Below are 17,900 nucleotides of genomic sequence, written 5' to 3' on the forward strand. Positions count from 1 at the left end.
ACGGTCACCGTTTCGCGGGCACTTTTACGTGAGGCACCGAGGGTGTTTCGCGGGCAGTTTTCGTGAGTCAAGTCGGGTCGTTGCCGGTCCGGCCGAAGTGCACCTACTCTGGGCTTCGTGGAACTTGGGGCCCAACCGGTGTCCGGCGAGCCCGAGCAAACGGCGACCGGTTCGGATTCACCGTCTTCGCATTCGCCGACATCCCTGCGAGGAGTGGCGGAGTGGCTGCGTAGCACCAACCAAAGCCCCGCCCTGATCGCACTGGTCCGACGGGCCCGACGGGATTTGCCCGGTGATCCCGATTTCGGCGATCCACTCTCGACGGCCGGTCAGGGTGGTCCCCGCGCCGCGGCCCGAGCCGCCGGTCGGCTGCTGGGTGAGCGAGGCGGCGCGTCGAGGGAAGTCAGCCTGGGCGCGTTGCAGGTGTGGCAGGCCCTGACCGAGGCGGTCTCGCGGCGCCCGGCGAATCAACAGGTCACCATTGTTTTCACCGACCTAGTCGGCTTTTCCACCTGGTCGCTGCATGCCGGTGACGACGCCACGCTGAAACTGCTCCGGCGGGTGGCGCGCGCGATCGAACCGCCGCTGCTCGAGGCCGACGGGCACATCGTCAAACGGATGGGTGACGGCACCATGGCGGTGTTCGCCGATCCGCTCGTCGCGGTAGCCGCGGTGCTGGCGGCCAACCGCGCGCTGAAGTCCGACGTGGTTGTCGACGGCTACCAGCCGCGGATGCGGGTCGGGATTCACACCGGGCGCCCGCAACGACTTGCCGCCGACTGGCTGGGCGTGGACGTCAACGTGGCCGCGCGGGTGATGGAGCGGGCCACCCGCGGCGGAGTCATGGTCTCGGGGGCGACGCTGGACCTGCTGGGCCCCGACGACTTGGTCACACTCGGGGTGACGGCCAAGCGGGTTCACTGGCCCGTTTTCGGCGGCAAAACCGCAGGTCTGCCAGCTGATTTGGACATCTATCGGCTCAAGCCGTCCAGGGGAACTGTCAGCGACTTATCAGGTTTCGACAATCCGGATGGAGACGGTGCGCAGGCATAGTGGGTGGCGATGATAGTGCAGGTATTGTCGCGGCTTTCGCGCGTGCGGATCACGCTCGGCTATGCCGTCGTGCTGATCGGTGTCAGCGCGGCGCTCGTCGAGCTGGGTCCGCGGGCCCGCGCGCACGTCATCGCACAGGCCAGCACCAATCTGCATAATCTGGCCCACGGCCACCTGGCCACGCTGCTGGACAGCGCGTTCGTCACCGACGCCGGTCCGATGTACTTCTGGCTGCCGTGCTTGGTCTGCCTGCTGGCCCTGGCCGAGCTGATTTGGCGCAGCGGGCGGTTGGCGATCGTGTTCATCACCGGCCATATCGGTGCGACGCTGCTGGTCGCCGCCGGCCTGACCGCCGCGATCGAGTTCCACTGGCTGCCACTGTCGGTGTCGCGCGCCAGCGACGTCGGGGTGAGCTATGGGGCCGTCGCGGTTCTGGGCGCGTTGACCTCGGCGATGCCGCACCGGTGGCGCCCGGCCTGGATCGGCTTTTGGATTCCCGTCGGCCTGGTCGCGGCGATATTGGGCGAAGATTTCACCGACGTCGGACACACCGTCGCGCTGCTACTGGGCATCCTGGCGTCCACCCGGCTGGACGGCCCGGCGCGCTGGACGCGGGTCCGGTGCGCGTTGCTGGCAGTGTCCGCAGTTTTTGGGTTCCTGATGTTGGCGCACGGCACCTGGTCGATGGTGGGCGCCGGCGCCGTCGGCGTAGTGGGCGCGGCCGTGGCCGAGCTGCTGACCCGCAATCAGGTGACGCGTCGACGGGTGGTGCCCGCGTTTGCGCCGGAGCCGGCCCTGACCGCCGAGGGCTAGGGCACCGCGCGCGAATACAGCCAGCGGTCCCACAACTCGGTCAACGATTCATCACAGTAGTCGGCCGCCATGCCGGTGAAATCGTCGGTGACAGCGTTGGCATGGCGGTAGCGCGTCGTCCAATCTTTGAGCAGCGCAAAGAATTTCTCATCGCCCAGCCGTCCGCGTAGCGCGTGCAGGGTCAGCGCGCCACGCTTGTACACGCGGTCGTCGAACATGTCGCGCGCCCCGGGGTCGGCCAGCAACAGGTGCTGCGGCGAATCGCGCAGCTTCTGGTGATAGTGGCGGGCGAGTTCGTCGGCGCTACGTCCGCCGCTGTGCTCGGACCACAACCATTCGGCGTAGCACGCGAAGCCTTCGTGCAGCCAGATGTCGCGCCACTGTCGGGCGGTGACGGAATTGCCGAACCACTGGTGGGCCAGCTCGTGGGCGATCAGCCGCTCGCTGGTCCGTGTGCCGTCGCAATGATTGCCGCCGAATATCGAGATACCCTGGGCCTCAACGGGTATCTCCAGATCGTCGTCGGTCACGACGACGGTGTAACCGTTGGCCAACGGATATGGGCCGAACAGCTCGACGAACAGTTGCATCATTTCGGGCTGGCGCGCAAAGTCCTCGTAGAAGTCGCGGCGAAGGCGCTCGGGCAGCGCCGCCCGCATCGGCACCGGCGACGTGCCCAGCCGGATCAGCTCATACATCCCGATCTGCAGGGTGATCAGATAGGCCGAGGTCGGTTCGGGCTGTTCGTAGGTCCACACGGTCTGCGCCGCGCGTGGGCGCCGCGACGCCAACCGGCCGTTGGCGACCACGCGATAAGGATTGTCGGCGCTGATCTGGATGCGGTAGGAGGCTTTGGCGCTGGGATGGTCATCGCAGGGGAACCAGGAGGCGGCGCCGTTCGGCTGCCCGGCGACCAGCGCGCCGTCGGCCAGTTCCTCGAAACCGACGTCGCCCCATAACGATCGAATCGGCCGCGGCGATCCGTGATAGTGCACGACAATCGACATCGCCGTGCCGGACGCCAGCCTCGACGACAGCCGAACGCGCAGTTTCCCATCGCGGCAAGCGAAGTGGGCCACCCGCTTGCCGTTCACCGACACTTTCGACACGCCCAGTGCGTCGGACAGGTCGAGGGTGAATTCCGCCAACTCGGTCAGCGACTCGGCGGTGATGGTGGCCGATCCGGAGAGCCGGTTGATCGCGACCTTGTATTCCAGCGCCAGCTCGTAGTGCGACACGCGATAGCCGAGGTTGCCGTTGTTGGGCAGGTATGGATCGATGACGGAGCAAGCCTGGCGGGCTGCCGGCTTCTTGACGGCACGCTTCACGCGGCAGCCTTCTTGCCGGCTTTCCCCTGGGCCGCGTCCTTCCATGGCCTGATCGGATTACCTTGCCAGCGAGTCGATTTCGGCACCCTGTCACCGCGGACCACCAGCGACGCAGGGCCCACCGTCACGCCCGCGCCGAGCCGGGCCGACGGCAGGGCAACGCCGTGCGGGCCCAGCGTCGCACCCTGCTCGAATACCACGTCGTCCATCTGCATGATTCTGTCGTGGAACAGGTGCGTCTGCACGACGCAGCCACGGTTGACGGTGGCACCGCTGCCGAGCGTGACAAGGTCGGCCTCTGGCAGCCAATAGGTTTCACACCACACGCCCCGCCCGACTCTGGCGCCAAGCGCCCGCAGCCACATGTTCATCACCGGCGTACCGCTGGCCGCACGGGCGAACCACGGCGCGGCGACGGTCTCCACAAAGGTATCCGCGAGTTCATTGCGCCACACGAACGACGACCACAGCGGAAATTCGCCGGCCCGAATCCGGCCGATCAGCAGCCATTTCGCGGCCACCGTGGCACCAGCGGCCAGTGCGCCCGCGGCCAGCAGCACCAACCCACCGCCGAGCGCCGCCGCCCAGAGGCCGAAGATCCGTGCCAACGCCTGTAGCGCACCCAGCACTGTCAATCCGATGGCGGCAGTCACCATCACCGGGACCAACCTGAACGCCTCCACCGCGGCCCGCATCGCCTTCAACCGCCGCGGCGGTTCGTAGGTGCGGGTCGCATCGGCCCGAGCGGGGCGTCGGCGCAACCGCATGGGCGGGCTGCCCAGCCAGGACGAGCCGCGTTTCGCCTTTGGGGGAGCCGCGGAAAGCACCGCGACCAATCCGTCGTCGGGCACCCGGCGACCCGGTTGGGTGATGCCCGAATTACCGAGAAATGCCCGCCTGCCGACCGTTGTCGTGGCTGCGTAAATCCAGCCGCCGCCGAGCTCGTAGGAGGCCACCATGGTGTCGTCGGCCAGGAACGCGCCGTCTTCGATCACGGTGAACTTCGGCGTCAGCAGCACCGTGGAGATCTCGGTGTCGCGGCCGACCTTGGCGCCCAGCACCCGCAACCAGGTCGGTGTGGCCAAGCTGGCGTAGAGCGGGAACAGGTAATTGCGTGCGCCGTCCATCAGTCGCTCGGTCGCCCACAGTTGCCACCCGCTGCGGCTGCGCACCGGGTGGTACCCCTCGCGCAGGCCGATCGACAGCATGCGCACCGCAACGACCGTCATCGCCGCGTACACGGCAAGGGCGACCACCGTTGCGACCGGTGTCCAGCACACGGCCGGCAGCACCGCGTCCGAAAGCCGGTGCGTGTGACGAACGGCCACGCCGATCACCGCCAGCCCCGCCGCCGCCGCGGTCAGCGGCATGGCGGCCAGCAGCACCGAGGTCAGCGCGTAGACCGCGACCCAATGGGTTCGGCGCGCCGGCCGTTCGTCGGGCCACGGGTGTTTCACCCGACCGGATTTCACCGCGGGGGAGCCCTTCCAGTACTGGCGGCTCTTGACCTTGCCGACCACCGCCGAGCCGGGTGCGACGTCGGCGTTCTTGCCCACCACAGCGCCGGGCAGCAGGGTGGTCCGGGCGCCGATCGTGGCGTCGTTGCCGATCGTGATCGCGCCGATGTGGAATGTGTCGCCGTCGATCCAGTGCCCACACAAATCGACTTCGGGCTCGACCGCGCTGCGGTGCCCGAGCGCCAGCAGACCGGTGACCGGGGGCACCGAGTGCAGATCGACGCCCTTGCCGATGTCGGCGCCCAGCGCGCGGGCGTAGTAGACCAGCCACGGCGCCCCAGCCAGATTTTCGGCGCCACTGGCCGCGGCCAGCCGCTCGGCCAGCCACACCCGCAGGTGCAGCCAGCCGCCGCGCGGATAGCTGCCCGGCTGCACGTTCGGCAGCAGCAGCCGCGCGGCCAGCACCGCGATACTCATCCGGCCCAGCGGTGTGACGAACACGACGAACGCCGACGCGACCAGCCACCAGTTCACCGCGACCGTCCACGGCACCAGATGCAGCGCGCGCGCGACGTTGTTGCCCAGCGCCAGCCACGTCACCCACGCCCATGCCGCCACCGTGGCCAGCGGCACTGACAGCGCGATCTGCGCGAGCTGAGTCAGCCGCGGCGTCGGACGCACCCGCCGCTCGACGACGTCCGGTGGTTGCTCTTGCTCGTCGAGGAAGCCGGCCAGCGAGCCCAGCCGCGGATGGTCGTACAGGTCGGCGACGGTGACCTGCGGGTGGCGGTCCCGTAGCGCGGCCACCAGTTGCGCCGCGGCCAGCGAACCGCCGCCGAGCGCGAAGAAATCTGCCTCCGGACCCGTCGCTGGGCCGTCCAAGGCCCCGAGCAGGTCCCGCCACAGTCCGGCCAGCCAGCTCGCCGTGCCGACGAGATCGGCTACGTGATCGCTGTCGCCGCCCGGCGGTGGCCAGGGCAACGCGTCGCGGTCGACCTTGCCGGAGATGCGGGTGGGCAGTTCGTCGACCTGGACCAGGCGCGGCACCAGCGCCGCCGGAAGCTGCCCGGCCAGGCGGGCTCGCGCGGCGGCCATGTCGAAGTCCGGATCGGCGCTGGCGATGTAGCCGACCAGCACCGGCGTGCCCGCCGCCGTCCGCCGAACCGCGGCGGCACCCCCGCAGACGCCGGGCAGGTCTACCAACGCCGAGTCGACCTCGCCCAATTCGATGCGCCGGCCGCCGACCTTGACCTGGTCGTCGGCGCGGCCGCAGAAGATCAGGCCGTCGTTTTCCAGCCGCACCAGGTCGCCGCTGCGGTAGGCGCGCCGCCAGCCCAGCGTCGGCATCGGCGCGTACTTCTCGGCGTCCTTGGCTTCGTCGAGGTAGCGGGCCAGCCCGACCCCGCCGATCACCAGCTCACCGGTGGCGCCCTCGGCCACCGGCTGGCCATCGCCGTCGACGACGGCCAGGTCCCAGCCCAGCAGCGGCAGACCGATGCGCACCGGGCCCTCGCCGTCCAGGCGGGCAGCGCAGGCGACCACGGTGGCCTCGGTGGGTCCGTAGGTGTTCCACACCTCCCGGCCGTCGACGGCTAGCCGCGCCGCCAGTTCCGGCGGGCAGGCCTCACCGCCGAAGATCAACAGCCGCACCGCCTCCAGCGCTTCGGCGGGCCACAGCGCGGCCAGGGTGGGCACGGTCGACACCACGGTCACGTCGCGGCTGACCAGCCACGGCCCGAGGTCCATCCCGCTGCGCACCAGCGACCGCGGCGCGGGTACCAGGCAGGCGCCGTGCCGCCAGGCCAGCCACATCTCCTCGCACGACGCGTCGAACGCCACCGACAGCCCGGCCAGCACCCGGTCGCCGGGACCAATTGGGTTGTCCGGCAGGAACATCTGCGCTTCGGCGTCGACGAACGCGGCCGCGCTGCGATGCGTGACGGCGACCCCTTTGGGCGTGCCGGTCGATCCGGAGGTGAAGATGATCCAGGCGTCGTCGCGCAGCATCGGAGCCTGGGCCCGCCAGCCCCGTGAGGAACCCGGGCCGCGGGTCATGCCGGCCTCGGTGATGATGGCGGCCACGTTGGCTTCCCCGAACACCAACTCGGCGCGTTCGTCGGGGTCGTCGGCGTCGACAGGAACGTAGGCCGCGCCGGTGGCCAGCGTCGCCAGGATCGCCTCGTAGAGCGCGAAGCTGCCGGACGGCATCCGAATACCGATCCGGTCGCCGCGACCGATGCCCCGGGCGGCCAGCCAGGCAACGCTGGCTTCGATGTCGCTGATCAGTTCGCGGTAGGTGAGCTGGACGTTGCCGTCGTCGATCGCCGCGGCGTCGGGGAAGCAGGCGGCGGTGGCGTAGAGGACGTCGATGAGGGTGCGCGGGTCCGCCGCGCGTGCCGATAACAGGTACTGCGCTGGTACGCGTTCGGGAGCTTGGGGCGTCGCCACTCGTACGAAAATACTCAAGCCCGGCACGCTGGGACGGCAAGCGCGCCCCCGGCGTGTGCGAAAAGTCGCTGACGGAGACCACATATGATCGGCACTTGCGCGGCACCCCGTGCCGCCAACCCGCAATCTTCGCCCGATCAAGGAGAGTGTCGCCGCGTGGGTGCCCAGCCCCCGTCAAAGGAAGACTTGTCGCCGGAGGCGTTGACCGCCGCGGTCGACGCAGCCCGGCACGCGTTCGCGACCGCCGCCGATCTCGATGCGTTGGCCCGCGCCAAGACCGAGCATCTCGGCGACCGATCACCGGTGGCCTTGGCGCGCCAGGCGCTGGCAACTCTGCCCAAGGCTGAGCGCGCCGACGCCGGACGGCTGGTCAACACCTCACGCGGCGCGGTCCAGCAGAATTACGACGACAGACTGGCTGCGTTGCGCGCCGAGCGGGATGCCGAGGTGTTGCTCGCCGAACGCATCGATGTGACGTTGCCCTCGACCCGGCAGCCGACCGGTGCGCGCCATCCGATCACGATCCTGGCCGAGCACATCGCCGACACCTTCATCGCGATGGGCTGGGAACTGGCCGAGGGACCCGAAGTCGAGACCGAGCACTTCAACTTCGACGCCCTCAATTTCCCCACCGACCATCCCGCGCGCAGCGAGCAGGACACTTTCTATATCGCGCCGGAGGGCTCGCGGCAGTTGCTGCGCACCCACACCTCGCCGGTGCAGGTGCGTGCGCTGTTGGAGCGCACGCTGCCGGTGTACGTGATCTCGATCGGCCGCACCTTCCGCACCGATGAACTCGACTCGACGCACACGCCGGTCTTTCATCAGGTCGAAGGGCTGGCGGTGGATCGCGGGCTGTCGATGGCGCATCTGCGGGGAACCCTCGACGCTTTCGCTCGCGCCGAGTTCGGACCGCAGGCACGCACCCGGATTCGGCCGCACTTCTTCCCGTTCACCGAGCCGTCGGCCGAAGTCGACGTCTGGTTCGAGAACAAGAAGGGCGGTGCCGGCTGGGTCGAGTGGGGCGGCTGCGGAATGGTCAACCCGAATGTGTTGCGTGCGGTCGGCATTGACCCGACCGAGTATTCGGGTTTCGCCTTCGGCATGGGCCTGGAACGCACCTTGCAGTTCCGCAACGGCATCCCCGACATGCGCGACATGGTCGAAGGCGACGTGCGCTTCTCGCTGCCGTTCGGAGTGGGCGCCTGATGCGAATTCCGTACAGCTGGCTGCGGGATGTCGTTAGCGTCGGCGCCCCCGGATGGCAGGTGACGCCCGCGGATCTCGAGCGGGCGCTGGTGCGCATCGGCCACGAAGTGGAGGACGTCATCACCCTCGGCCCGGTAGCGGGTCCGCTGACAGTGGGACGCGTCGTCGAGATCGAGGAGCTCACCGAGTTCAAGAAGCCGATCCGGGCCTGCAGGGTCGACGTCGGCGAACCCCGTACTCGTGAAATCGTCTGTGGCGCGACAAACTTCGCCGTCGACGACCTGGTGGTAGTGGCGCTGCCCGGAACCACGCTGCCCGGCGGCTTCCGCATCGCCGCACGTAAGACCTACGGCCACACCTCCGACGGGATGATCTGCTCGACCGCCGAACTCGGTTTGGGCGCAGACCATTCCGGCATCCTGGTGCTGCCGCCGGGGACCGCCGAGCCGGGGGCCGACGGGGTCGAGGTGCTCGGGCTTGACGACGTGGTCTTCGATCTCGCGATCACCCCGGACCGCGGCTACTGCATGTCGGTGCGCGGACTGGCCCGCGAGATCGCCTGCGCGTACGACCTCGACTTCGTCGACCCGGCCGCCGTAGCGCCACTGCCCAGCGAAGCCGAGGCCTGGCCGCTGACGGTGCGGCCCGAGACCGGCGTACGCCGATTCGCGCTGCGCCCGGTGTCCGGCATCGACCCGACCGCTGTGTCGCCGTGGTGGTTACAGCGCCGTTTGTTGCTCAGCGGGATCCGGGCGATCTCACCGGCCGTGGACGCGACGAATTACGTAATGCTGGAACTCGGTCATCCGATGCATGCGCACGACCTCAACCGGATCAGCGGCGGCCTGGACGTGCGGTTCGCCGAGCCGGGCGAGAAGGTGCAGACCCTCGACGACATCGAACGCACCCTCGACCCGGCCGACGTGTTGATCGTCGACGACACCGGCACCGCCGCGATCGGTGGCGTGATGGGCTCGGGCAGCACCGAGATGCGCGACGACTCCACCGATGTGCTGCTGGAGGCCGCGGTCTGGGAGCCGGCCGCCGTGTCGCGTACGGCGCGCCGGCTGCGTCTGCCCAGCGAGGCCGCCCGCCGCTACGAGCGTGCGGTTGACCCGGCGATTTCCGTTGCCGCATTGGACCGTTGCGCCTCGCTGCTCGCCGAGATCGCCGGCGGCACGGTGTCGCCGACGCTGACCGACTGGCAGGGCGACCCGCCGCGGGACGATTGGGCCGGCTCGCCGATTCACCTGGCGGCCGACCTACCCGATCGGCTGGCTGGGGTGAGCTACCACCCAGGCACGACGACGCGGCGGCTGACGCAGATCGGCGGCTCGGTAGCCGAAACGGGTGACAGTTTGACGGTGACGCCGCCGAGTTGGCGTCCGGATCTGTTGCAGCCCGCCGACCTGGTCGAAGAGGTGCTGCGGCTGGAAGGTCTGGAGGGCATTCCGTCGGTGCTGCCGCCTGCTCCGGCCGGCCGCGGGTTGTCCGCCGTCCAGCGCCGCCACCGCGCGATCGGCAAGTCGCTGGCACTGTCCGGTTACGTCGAGATCCTCCCGACGCCGTTTCTGCCCGCAGCTGTGTTCGACGCCTGGGGCCTGCCCACCGACGATGATCGCCGGCACACCACTGCGGTGCTCAACCCGCTGGAGGCCGATCGGCCGCAGCTGGCCACCACGTTGCTGCCCGGGCTAGTTGAGGCGTTGTCGCGCAACGTCTCTCGCGGCATCGTCGACGTCGCGCTGTTCGCGGTCGCGCAGGTGGTGCGGCCGACCGGGCCGACCAAGGGTCCCGCGGTGATCCCGGTGGACCGCCGCCCCACCGACGACGAGATCGCCGCGCTCGACGCGTCGCTGCCGCGGCAGCCGCAGCACGTCGCCGCGGTGCTGACCGGGCTCAGAGAACCGCGTGGCCCGTGGGGCGACGGGCGACGGGCCGACGCCGCCGACGCGTTCGAGGCTGTCCGAATCATTGCCCGCGCCAGTGGAATCGACGTGACACTGCGGGCCGCGCAGTACCTGCCGTGGCATCCTGGCCGGTGCGCCGAAGTGCGCGTCGGCGGCATCGTGGTCGGGCACGCCGGGCAGCTGCACCCGGCGGTGATCGAGCGATCCGGCCTGCCGAAAGGCGTCTGCGCGGTCGAGTTGAACCTCGACGCCATCCCGATCGTCGACGCGCTACCGGCGCCGCGGGTGTCTCCGTTTCCCGCGGTGTTCCAGGACGTCAACCTCGTCGTGGATGCCGATATCCCCGCGCAGACAGTGGCGGACGCCGTCCGCGACGGCGCGGGGGAGTTACTGGAAGAGGTCCGGCTGTTCGACGTCTACACCGGCCCGCAGGTTGGCGAGAACCGCAAATCGCTGACCTTTGCGCTGCGATTCCGGGCAACGGACCGCACCCTCACCGAAGACGAGGCCAGCGCCGCCCGGGATGCCGCGGTGCGTCGCGCCGCCGAGCAGGTCGGCGCGGCGCTCAGGGGTTGAATTCCTCGGCCGAGCGTCGACTTGTCGAGCCAAACCCGTGGCAACCGCCCAACAAGTCGACGTCGGCCGCTGACGCCAGGAATGAGTTTGCACGAGCATGCATAGTCATGCAACGATGGGCGTCATGACCCAGGCGAAACGGGTGGCGGTGGCCGGGGCCAGCGGCTACGCGGGCGGCGAGATCCTGCGGCTGCTACTCGGGCACCCCGCCTACCAGGACGGTCGGCTGACGATCAGCGCCCTGACTGCCGCCCGCAGCGCCGGTACCGCGCTCGGCGATCACCATCCACACCTGCTGCCGTTGGCCCAGCGGGTGCTGGAGCCCACCGAGGTCGACGTGCTCGACGGCCACGATGTGATTTTTCTTGCGCTGCCGCACGGCCACTCGGCGGCGCTGGCCGAACATCTGGGTGAGCACACACTGGTCGTGGACTGCGGCGCCGACTTCCGGCTGACCGACCCGGCCGCGTGGCAGCGGTTTTACGGCTCACCGCACGCCGGCAGTTGGCCGTACGGGTTGCCCGAACTGCCCGGTCACCGTGACGCACTGCGCGAGGCGCGGCGGATCGCCGTGCCGGGCTGCTACCCGACGGCCGCGATGCTGGCGCTTTTCCCCGCTGTCGCCGCCGATCTCATCGATCCCGCCGTCACCGTGGTCGCGGTGAGCGGCACCTCGGGCGCCGGCCGGGCCGCGAAGACAGACCTGCTCGGCTCGGAGGTCATCGGTTCGGCGCGGGCCTACAACATCGGCGGCACACACCGGCACACGCCCGAAATCGTTCAGGGGCTTCGTCAAGTCACCGACCGTGACGTCACCGTCTCGTTCACGCCGGTGTTGATCCCAACCACCCGCGGCATCCTGGCCACCTGCACGGCGCGGACCGCATCGCCGCTGTCTGCGCTGCGGGCCGCCTACGAAAAGGCCTATCACGACGAACCTTTCGTGCACCTGCTGCCGGAAGGGCAGTTGCCGCGAACCGGCTCGGTGGTGGGCAGCAACGCCGCTCAGATCGCGATCGCAGTGGACGAGGACGCGTCGACGTTTATTGCGATCGCGGCGATCGACAACCTCGTGAAGGGCACTGGAGGTGCCGCCGTGCAGTCGATGAACCTGGCACTGGGTTGGCCTGAGGCAGAGGGCCTTTCGGTGGTGGGAGTGGCACCGTGACCCGCGTCGACGCTGCGCCGTTGGTACGCACCCAGGGCGTCACGGCACCGGCCGGCTTCCGCGCCACCGGAATCGCCGCGGGCATCAAGGCGTCCGGCAACCTCGATCTGGCGCTGGTCTTCAACGAGGGCCCCGACCACGCGGCCGCCGGGGTGTTCACCCGTAACCAGGTCAAAGCGGCGCCGGTGTTGTGGACCCGCCAGGTGCTGTCCGATGGGCGACTACGCGCCGTGGTGCTCAATTCCGGTGGCGCAAACGCCTGCACCGGGCCCGGCGGATTCCAGGACACTCATGCCACCGCCGAGGGGTTGGCCGCAGCATTGTCGGAGTGGGGGACCGAGACCGGGGCGATCGACGTCGCGGTCTGCTCCACCGGCTTGATCGGTGACCGGCTGCCGATGGACAAGGTGCTCGCAGGTGTCGTGAATCTGGTGCACGAGATGGCCGGCGGCATCACCGGCGGCGACGAAGCCGCTCGTGCCATCATGACCACCGACACCGTGCCCAAACAGGTTGCGCTGCATCATCGCGACAACTGGACCGTCGGCGGGATGGCCAAAGGCGCCGGCATGCTGGCGCCGTCACTGGCCACCATGCTGTGCGTGATCACCACCGACGCCGCCGTCAAAGCCCCGGCGCTCGAGGGCGCGCTACGTACGGCCACTGCGAAGACCTTCGACCGGCTCGACATCGACGGCGCCTGCTCCACCAACGACACCGTGCTGCTGTTGGCCTCGGGTGCCAGCGAAATCACGCCGAGCCAGGCCGATCTCGACGACGCGGTGCTGCGGGTCTGCGACGACCTGTGCACCCAGTTGCAAGCCGACGCCGAGGGCGTCACCAAGCGCGTCACCATTCGGGTCACCGGCGCGCTGACCGAAGACGACGCCGTCACCGCCGCCCGGGTGATCGCGCGGGACAGCCTGGTGAAGACCGCGCTGTTCGGCTCCGACCCCAACTGGGGCCGCGTACTGGCCGCCGTCGGGATGGCTCCCGTGCAGATGAACCCCGACCGGATCACGGTGTCGTTCAACGGCTCAGCGGTCTGCATCGACGGCGTCGGGACACCCGGCGCCCGCGAGGTGGACCTGTCGACCACCGACATCGACGTGGCCGTCGACCTGGGCGTCGGCACCGCCCACGCGGCGATTCGGACCACCGACCTCTCGCACGCGTACGTCGAAGAGAATTCGGCCTACTCGTCATGATCTCCACGGCCGTCAAAGCGCAGGTGCTCGCCGAGGCGCTACCGTGGCTCACCCGGCTGCACGGCAAGATTGTGGTGGTCAAATACGGCGGTAACGCGATGACCAGCGACACGCTGCGGCGAGAGTTCGCCGCCGACATGGCTTTTCTGCGCAACTGCGGCATCCACCCGGTGGTAGTGCACGGCGGTGGCCCACAGATCAGCGCCATGCTGAAACGACTGGGCATTGCCGGCGACTTCAAAGGCGGATTCCGGGTCACCACCCCCGAAGTGCTCGACGTGGCGCGGATGGTGTTGTTCGGTCAGGTCGGGCGCGAACTGGTGAACCTGATCAACGCCCACGGCCCGTACGCGGTCGGCGTCACCGGAGAGGACGCGAACCTGCTCACCGCCGTGCGGCGCAGCGTCAGCGTCGACGGTGTCGACACCGACATCGGCCTGGTGGGCGACATTGCGCAGGTGAATCCAGCGGTGGTGCTGGATCTGATTGCCGCCAACCGGATTCCGGTGGTGTCGACCCTGGCGCCCGACGTCGACGGCGTGGTGCACAACATCAACGCCGACACCGCGGCCGGTGCGCTGGCCGAGGCGCTGGGGGCGGAGAAGCTGTTGATGCTCACCGACGTCGAGGGCCTCTACACCCGCTGGCCGGACCGGGATTCGCTGGCCAGCGAAATCGACGCGGCCACGTTGACTCAGCTGTTGCCGACGCTGGAGGCCGGCATGATTCCCAAGGTCGAAGCCTGCCTGCACGCCGTCAAGGGCGGTGTGCCCAGCGCGCACGTCGTCGACGGTCGCGTCGAGCACTGCGTGCTGGTCGAATTGCTCACCGACGAAGGATCTGGAACCAAGGTGGTGAGCGGATGACCAACACCGAGAGCATCCAGCAGCGGTGGTCGGCGGTGATGATGAACAACTACGGTCTTCCGCCGGTCGCCCTGGCCAGCGGTAACGGCGCCGTGCTCACCGATGTCGACGGCACGTCCTACCTGGACCTGCTCGGCGGCATCGCGGTCAACATTCTCGGGCACGGCCACCCCGCCGTGATCGAGGCCGTCACTGTGCAGATGTCCACGCTGGGACATACCTCCAATCTGTATGCCGCCGAACCGGGCATCGCATTGGCCGAGGCGCTGGCCCACCTGCTCGGCGCCGACGCCGAGACCCGGGTGCTGTTCTGCAACTCCGGCACCGAGGCCAACGAAGCGGCGTTCAAGCTGTCCCGCCTCACCGGCCGGACCAAACTGGTTGCGGCGCAAGGTGGTTTCCACGGCCGGACGATGGGTGCGCTGGCGCTGACCGGACAGCCGGCCAAGCAGGCGCCGTTCGCGCCGCTACCCGGCGATGTCACCCATGTGCGCTACGGCGACGCCGACGCGCTGGCGGCCGCGGTCGGTGACGACACCGCCGCGGTGTTCCTGGAGCCGATCATGGGGGAAAGCGGCATCGTCGTCCCGCCTGACGGCTACCTGGCGGCCGCTCGCGACATCACCGCCCGCCACGGCGCGCTGTTGGTCCTCGACGAGGTGCAGACCGGGATGGGCCGCACCGGAACGTTTTTCGCGCACCAGCACGACGGCATCACCCCCGATGTGGTGACGATGGCCAAAGGGCTCGGCGGTGGACTGCCGATCGGTGCCTGCCTGGCGACCGGCCCGGCCGCGCGACTGCTCACCCCGGGCCTGCACGGCAGCACCTTCGGCGGCAACCCGATCTGCGCGGCCGCGGCGCTGGCCGTGTTGCGGGTGATCGCCGACGACGACCTGGTCCGGCGGTCCGGCGTGCTCGGAAAGACGTTGCACCAGAACATCGAATCGCTTCGTCATCCGTCGATCGATCATGTCCGCGGCCGCGGCCTGCTGTGCGGGATCGTTCTCACCACACTCACCGCGAAGGACGTCGAGGCGGCCGCCCGGGCCGCCGGGTTCCTGGTCAACGCCGCCGCACCCGACGTCGTCCGGCTGGCTCCGGCGTTGACCATCACCGAGCCGCAGCTCGACTCGTTCGTCACGGCGCTGCCGGGCATCCTGGACACTGCCAAGGGGGCACAGTGACTCGACACTTCCTGCGCGACGACGACCTGACATCCGACGAGCAGGCCGAGGTCCTGGCGCTGGCCGCCGAACTGAAGAAGGACCCGTTCGGCCGTCGCCCACTGCAGGGCCCGCGCGGCGTCGCGGTGATCTTCGACAAGAACTCCACCCGCACCCGGTTCTCCTTCGAGGTGGGTATCGCCCAGCTCGGCGGGCACGCGGTGGTCGTCGACGGCCGCAGCACCCAGCTCGGGCGCGAAGAGACGCTGCAGGACACCGCGAAAGTGCTGTCCCGCTACGTCGATGCCATCGTGTGGCGCACCTACGGCCAGGCCCGGCTGAGCGCGATGGCCGAGACCGCCACGGTGCCGATCGTCAACGCGCTGTCTGACCAGTTCCACCCCTGCCAGGTGCTGGCCGATCTACAGACCATCGCCGAACGCAAGGGATCGCTGCGCGGCCTTCGGCTGACTTATTTCGGCGACGGCGCCAACAACATGGCGCACTCGCTGATGCTCGGCGGCGTCACCGCCGGCATGCACGTGACAATCGCGGCACCGGCCGGTTTTGCGCCCGATCCGTTGTTCACCGCCGCGGCCGAGCACCGCGCCGCGGACACCGCAGCCTCGGTGACCATCACCGCCGACCCCATCGCCGGGGCCGCCGGCGCCGACGTGCTGGTGACTGACACCTGGATGTCGATGGGCCAGGAGGACGACGGGCTGGATCGGGTACGACCGTTCCGGCCGTTCCAGCTCAACGCGGATCTGCTTGCCAGAGCCGATTCGGAAGTTGTTGTGCTGCATTGCCTTCCGGCTCACCGCGGTCATGAGATCACCGACGACGTGATCGACGGCCCGCACAGCGCGGTGTGGGACGAGGCCGAGAACCGGCTGCATGCCCAAAAGGCGCTGCTGGCGTGGTTATTGGACCGGTCGACATGACCCGCTCGAAGACCACACCCGAGATCACCCGGGTCGGGCGGCAGGCCCGCATTATGGCGGTCCTGTCGTCGGCCGAGGTCCGCAGCCAGAGCGAGTTGGCCGCGCTGCTCGCCGCCGACGGAGTCGAGGTCACCCAGGCCACCCTGTCGCGGGACCTGGAGGAGCTCGGCGCGGTGAAGATACGCGGGGCCGACGGCGGTGTCGGCGTGTACGTCGTGCCCGAAGACGGCAGCCCGCTCCGCGGGGTGGCCGGCGGCACCGCGCGGCTGTCTCGGCTGCTGAGCGAGGTGCTGGTGTCCACCGATGCCACCGGCAACCTCGCGGTGCTGCGCACGCCACCCGGGGCGGCCGACTACCTGGCCAGCGCCATCGACCGGGCCGCACTGCCCTACGTGGTCGGCACCATCGCCGGGGATGACACCATCTTCGTAGCGGCCCGCGAGCCGATGACCGGCGCAGAGCTAGCAAGCGCGATCCAAAACCTGACGTAACCGCACGACCCAAAGGAGAACAGTTCATGTCCGAGCGCGTCATCTTGGCGTATTCCGGCGGTTTGGACACCTCGGTGGCGATCAGCTGGATCGGCAAGGAGACCGGCCGAGAGGTGGTCGCCGTCGCGATCGACCTCGGACAGGGCGGTGAGGACATGGAGGTGGTGCGTCAGCGGGCGCTGGACTGCGGCGCGGTGGAAGCCGTCGTGGTCGATGCCCGCGACGAATTCGCCGACGGCTACTGCCTGCCGACCATCCTGTCCAACGCCCTCTACATGGATCGTTACCCGCTGGTGTCGGCGATCAGCCGGCCGCTGATCGCCAAGCATCTGGTTACGGCGGCCCGCGAGCACGGCGGCAGCATCGTGGCGCACGGCTGCACCGGCAAAGGCAACGACCAGGTCCGTTTCGAGGTCGGATTCGCCTCGCTGGCACCGGATCTGCAGGTCCTGGCACCGGTCCGCGATTACGCGTGGACCCGCGAGAAGGCCATCGCCTTCGCCGAAGTGAACGACATCCCGATCAACGTCACCAAACGCTCACCGTTCTCCATCGACCAGAACGTGTGGGGCCGGGCGGTGGAAACCGGCTTCCTGGAACACCTCTGGAACGCGCCGACCAAGGACGTCTACGACTACACCGAAGACCCGACAGTCAACTGGGGGGTCCCCGACGAAGTCATCGTCGGCTTCGAGCGTGGCGTGCCGGTCACCATCGACGGCAACCCCGTTTCGGTGCTGCAGGCCATCGAGGAGCTCAACCGCCGTGCCGGAGCACAGGGCGTCGGGCGCCTCGACGTCGTCGAGGACCGGCTGGTGGGTATCAAGAGCCGCGAAATCTACGAAGCTCCAGGGGCAATGGTTCTGATCACCGCGCACACCGAACTCGAGCACGTCACCCTGGAGCGCGAGCTGGGGCGGTTCAAGCGTCAGACCGACCAGCGCTGGTCGGAGTTGGTATACGACGGGCTGTGGTATTCGCCGCTGAAGGCGGCCCTGGAGACCTTCGTCGCCAAGACTCAGGAACACGTCACCGGAGAGATCCGAATGGTGTTGCACGGCGGGCACATCGCCGTCAACGGTCGTCGCAGCGCCGAATCGCTCTACGACTTCAACCTGGCCACCTACGACGAGGGCGACACCTTCGACCAGACCGCGGCCCGCGGTTTCGTCCAGATCCACGGGCTGAGCTCCAAGATCGCTGCCCGCCGGGATCTCGGGTGACGGTTTATTTGCGCCGAGCAGACGCAGAATCGCATCGACG

At 69.0% G+C, this 17,900-nt stretch carries 13 protein-coding genes; 11 read left to right on the top strand and 2 right to left on the bottom strand.

Annotated features, from left to right (window positions below; genetic code table 11):
- Positions 1-117: 117 nt before the first annotated feature.
- Entirely contained in the window at positions 118-1,053 is a 936-nt protein-coding gene (locus ABDV69_RS14250; RefSeq protein ID WP_343575425.1) for an adenylate/guanylate cyclase domain-containing protein, read from the top strand.
- A gap of 9 nt (positions 1,054-1,062) precedes the next feature.
- Positions 1,063-1,866 carry a rhomboid-like protein gene (locus ABDV69_RS14255; RefSeq protein WP_343575428.1) on the top strand — a complete coding sequence of 268 codons (804 nt, stop codon included), beginning with the start codon at positions 1,063-1,065 and terminating at the stop codon, positions 1,864-1,866.
- On the opposite strand, the gene ABDV69_RS14260 is transcribed toward ABDV69_RS14255, so the two are convergent.
- Entirely contained in the window at positions 1,863-3,194 is a 1,332-nt protein-coding gene (locus ABDV69_RS14260; protein WP_343575430.1) for a M1 family metallopeptidase, read from the bottom strand. The genes ABDV69_RS14255 and ABDV69_RS14260 overlap by 4 nt on opposite strands.
- Positions 3,191-7,099 carry a Pls/PosA family non-ribosomal peptide synthetase gene (locus tag ABDV69_RS14265; protein ID WP_343575432.1) on the bottom strand — a complete coding sequence of 1,303 codons (3,909 nt, stop codon included), beginning with the start codon at positions 7,097-7,099 and terminating at the stop codon, positions 3,191-3,193. Before ABDV69_RS14265 ends, ABDV69_RS14260 begins: the two co-directional genes overlap by 4 nt.
- 156 nt (positions 7,100-7,255) lie before the next feature.
- Between ABDV69_RS14265 and pheS the strand changes: the two genes are divergently transcribed.
- From pheS to ABDV69_RS14310, 9 genes are all read left to right on the top strand, one after another.
- Positions 7,256-8,308: a phenylalanine--tRNA ligase subunit alpha gene (pheS, locus tag ABDV69_RS14270; RefSeq protein ID WP_343575435.1), complete on the top strand. Its 1,053-nt coding sequence runs from the start codon at positions 7,256-7,258 to the stop codon at positions 8,306-8,308.
- Positions 8,308-10,794, top strand: a complete 2,487-nt coding sequence (pheT, locus tag ABDV69_RS14275) for a phenylalanine--tRNA ligase subunit beta (RefSeq protein WP_343575438.1) — start codon at positions 8,308-8,310, stop codon at positions 10,792-10,794. The genes pheS and pheT overlap by 1 nt, the downstream gene beginning before the upstream one ends.
- A 115-nt stretch (positions 10,795-10,909) precedes the next feature.
- The gene (gene argC, locus ABDV69_RS14280; protein WP_343575468.1) at positions 10,910-11,962 is read left to right on the top strand and encodes an N-acetyl-gamma-glutamyl-phosphate reductase; all 1,053 of its coding nucleotides are present in this window, start codon (positions 10,910-10,912) and stop codon (positions 11,960-11,962) included.
- Complete coding sequence (argJ, locus tag ABDV69_RS14285) at positions 11,959-13,170, top strand: bifunctional glutamate N-acetyltransferase/amino-acid acetyltransferase ArgJ (RefSeq protein WP_343575441.1); 1,212 nt, start codon at positions 11,959-11,961, stop codon at positions 13,168-13,170. Before argC ends, argJ begins: the two co-directional genes overlap by 4 nt.
- The gene (gene argB, locus ABDV69_RS14290) at positions 13,167-14,036 is read left to right on the top strand and encodes an acetylglutamate kinase (protein ID WP_343575444.1); all 870 of its coding nucleotides are present in this window, start codon (positions 13,167-13,169) and stop codon (positions 14,034-14,036) included. The genes argJ and argB overlap by 4 nt, the downstream gene beginning before the upstream one ends.
- Positions 14,033-15,223 carry an acetylornithine transaminase gene (locus tag ABDV69_RS14295; RefSeq protein WP_343575446.1) on the top strand — a complete coding sequence of 397 codons (1,191 nt, stop codon included), beginning with the start codon at positions 14,033-14,035 and terminating at the stop codon, positions 15,221-15,223. Before argB ends, ABDV69_RS14295 begins: the two co-directional genes overlap by 4 nt.
- Complete coding sequence (gene argF, locus ABDV69_RS14300; protein ID WP_343575449.1) at positions 15,220-16,146, top strand: ornithine carbamoyltransferase; 927 nt, start codon at positions 15,220-15,222, stop codon at positions 16,144-16,146. Before ABDV69_RS14295 ends, argF begins: the two co-directional genes overlap by 4 nt.
- Positions 16,143-16,637: an arginine repressor gene (locus tag ABDV69_RS14305; protein ID WP_343575469.1), complete on the top strand. Its 495-nt coding sequence runs from the start codon at positions 16,143-16,145 to the stop codon at positions 16,635-16,637. The genes argF and ABDV69_RS14305 overlap by 4 nt, the downstream gene beginning before the upstream one ends.
- A gap of 26 nt (positions 16,638-16,663) precedes the next feature.
- On the top strand, positions 16,664-17,860 hold the full coding sequence (locus tag ABDV69_RS14310) for an argininosuccinate synthase (RefSeq protein ID WP_343575450.1): 1,197 nt from the start codon (positions 16,664-16,666) through the stop codon (positions 17,858-17,860).
- Positions 17,861-17,900 lie beyond the last annotated feature (40 nt).

It is taken from the genome of Mycobacterium sp. (genome assembly GCF_039583785.1).
Lineage (GTDB): Bacteria > Actinomycetota > Actinomycetes > Mycobacteriales > Mycobacteriaceae > Mycobacterium.

Excerpts from the sequence above, each read along its gene's own strand:
- ABDV69_RS14255 (WP_343575428.1), top strand. The coding sequence starts at position 1,063 with ATGATAGTGCAGGTATTGTCGCGGCTTTCGCGCGTGCGGATCACGCTC.
- ABDV69_RS14310 (WP_343575450.1), top strand. The coding sequence starts at position 16,664 with ATGTCCGAGCGCGTCATCTTGGCGTATTCCGGCGGTTTGGACACCTCG.
- argC (WP_343575468.1), top strand. The coding sequence starts at position 10,910 with ATGGGCGTCATGACCCAGGCGAAACGGGTGGCGGTGGCCGGGGCCAGC.
- ABDV69_RS14305 (WP_343575469.1), top strand. The coding sequence starts at position 16,143 with ATGACCCGCTCGAAGACCACACCCGAGATCACCCGGGTCGGGCGGCAG.
- pheT (WP_343575438.1), top strand. The coding sequence starts at position 8,308 with ATGCGAATTCCGTACAGCTGGCTGCGGGATGTCGTTAGCGTCGGCGCC.
- ABDV69_RS14295 (WP_343575446.1), top strand. The coding sequence starts at position 14,033 with ATGACCAACACCGAGAGCATCCAGCAGCGGTGGTCGGCGGTGATGATG.
- argB (WP_343575444.1), top strand. The coding sequence starts at position 13,167 with ATGATCTCCACGGCCGTCAAAGCGCAGGTGCTCGCCGAGGCGCTACCG.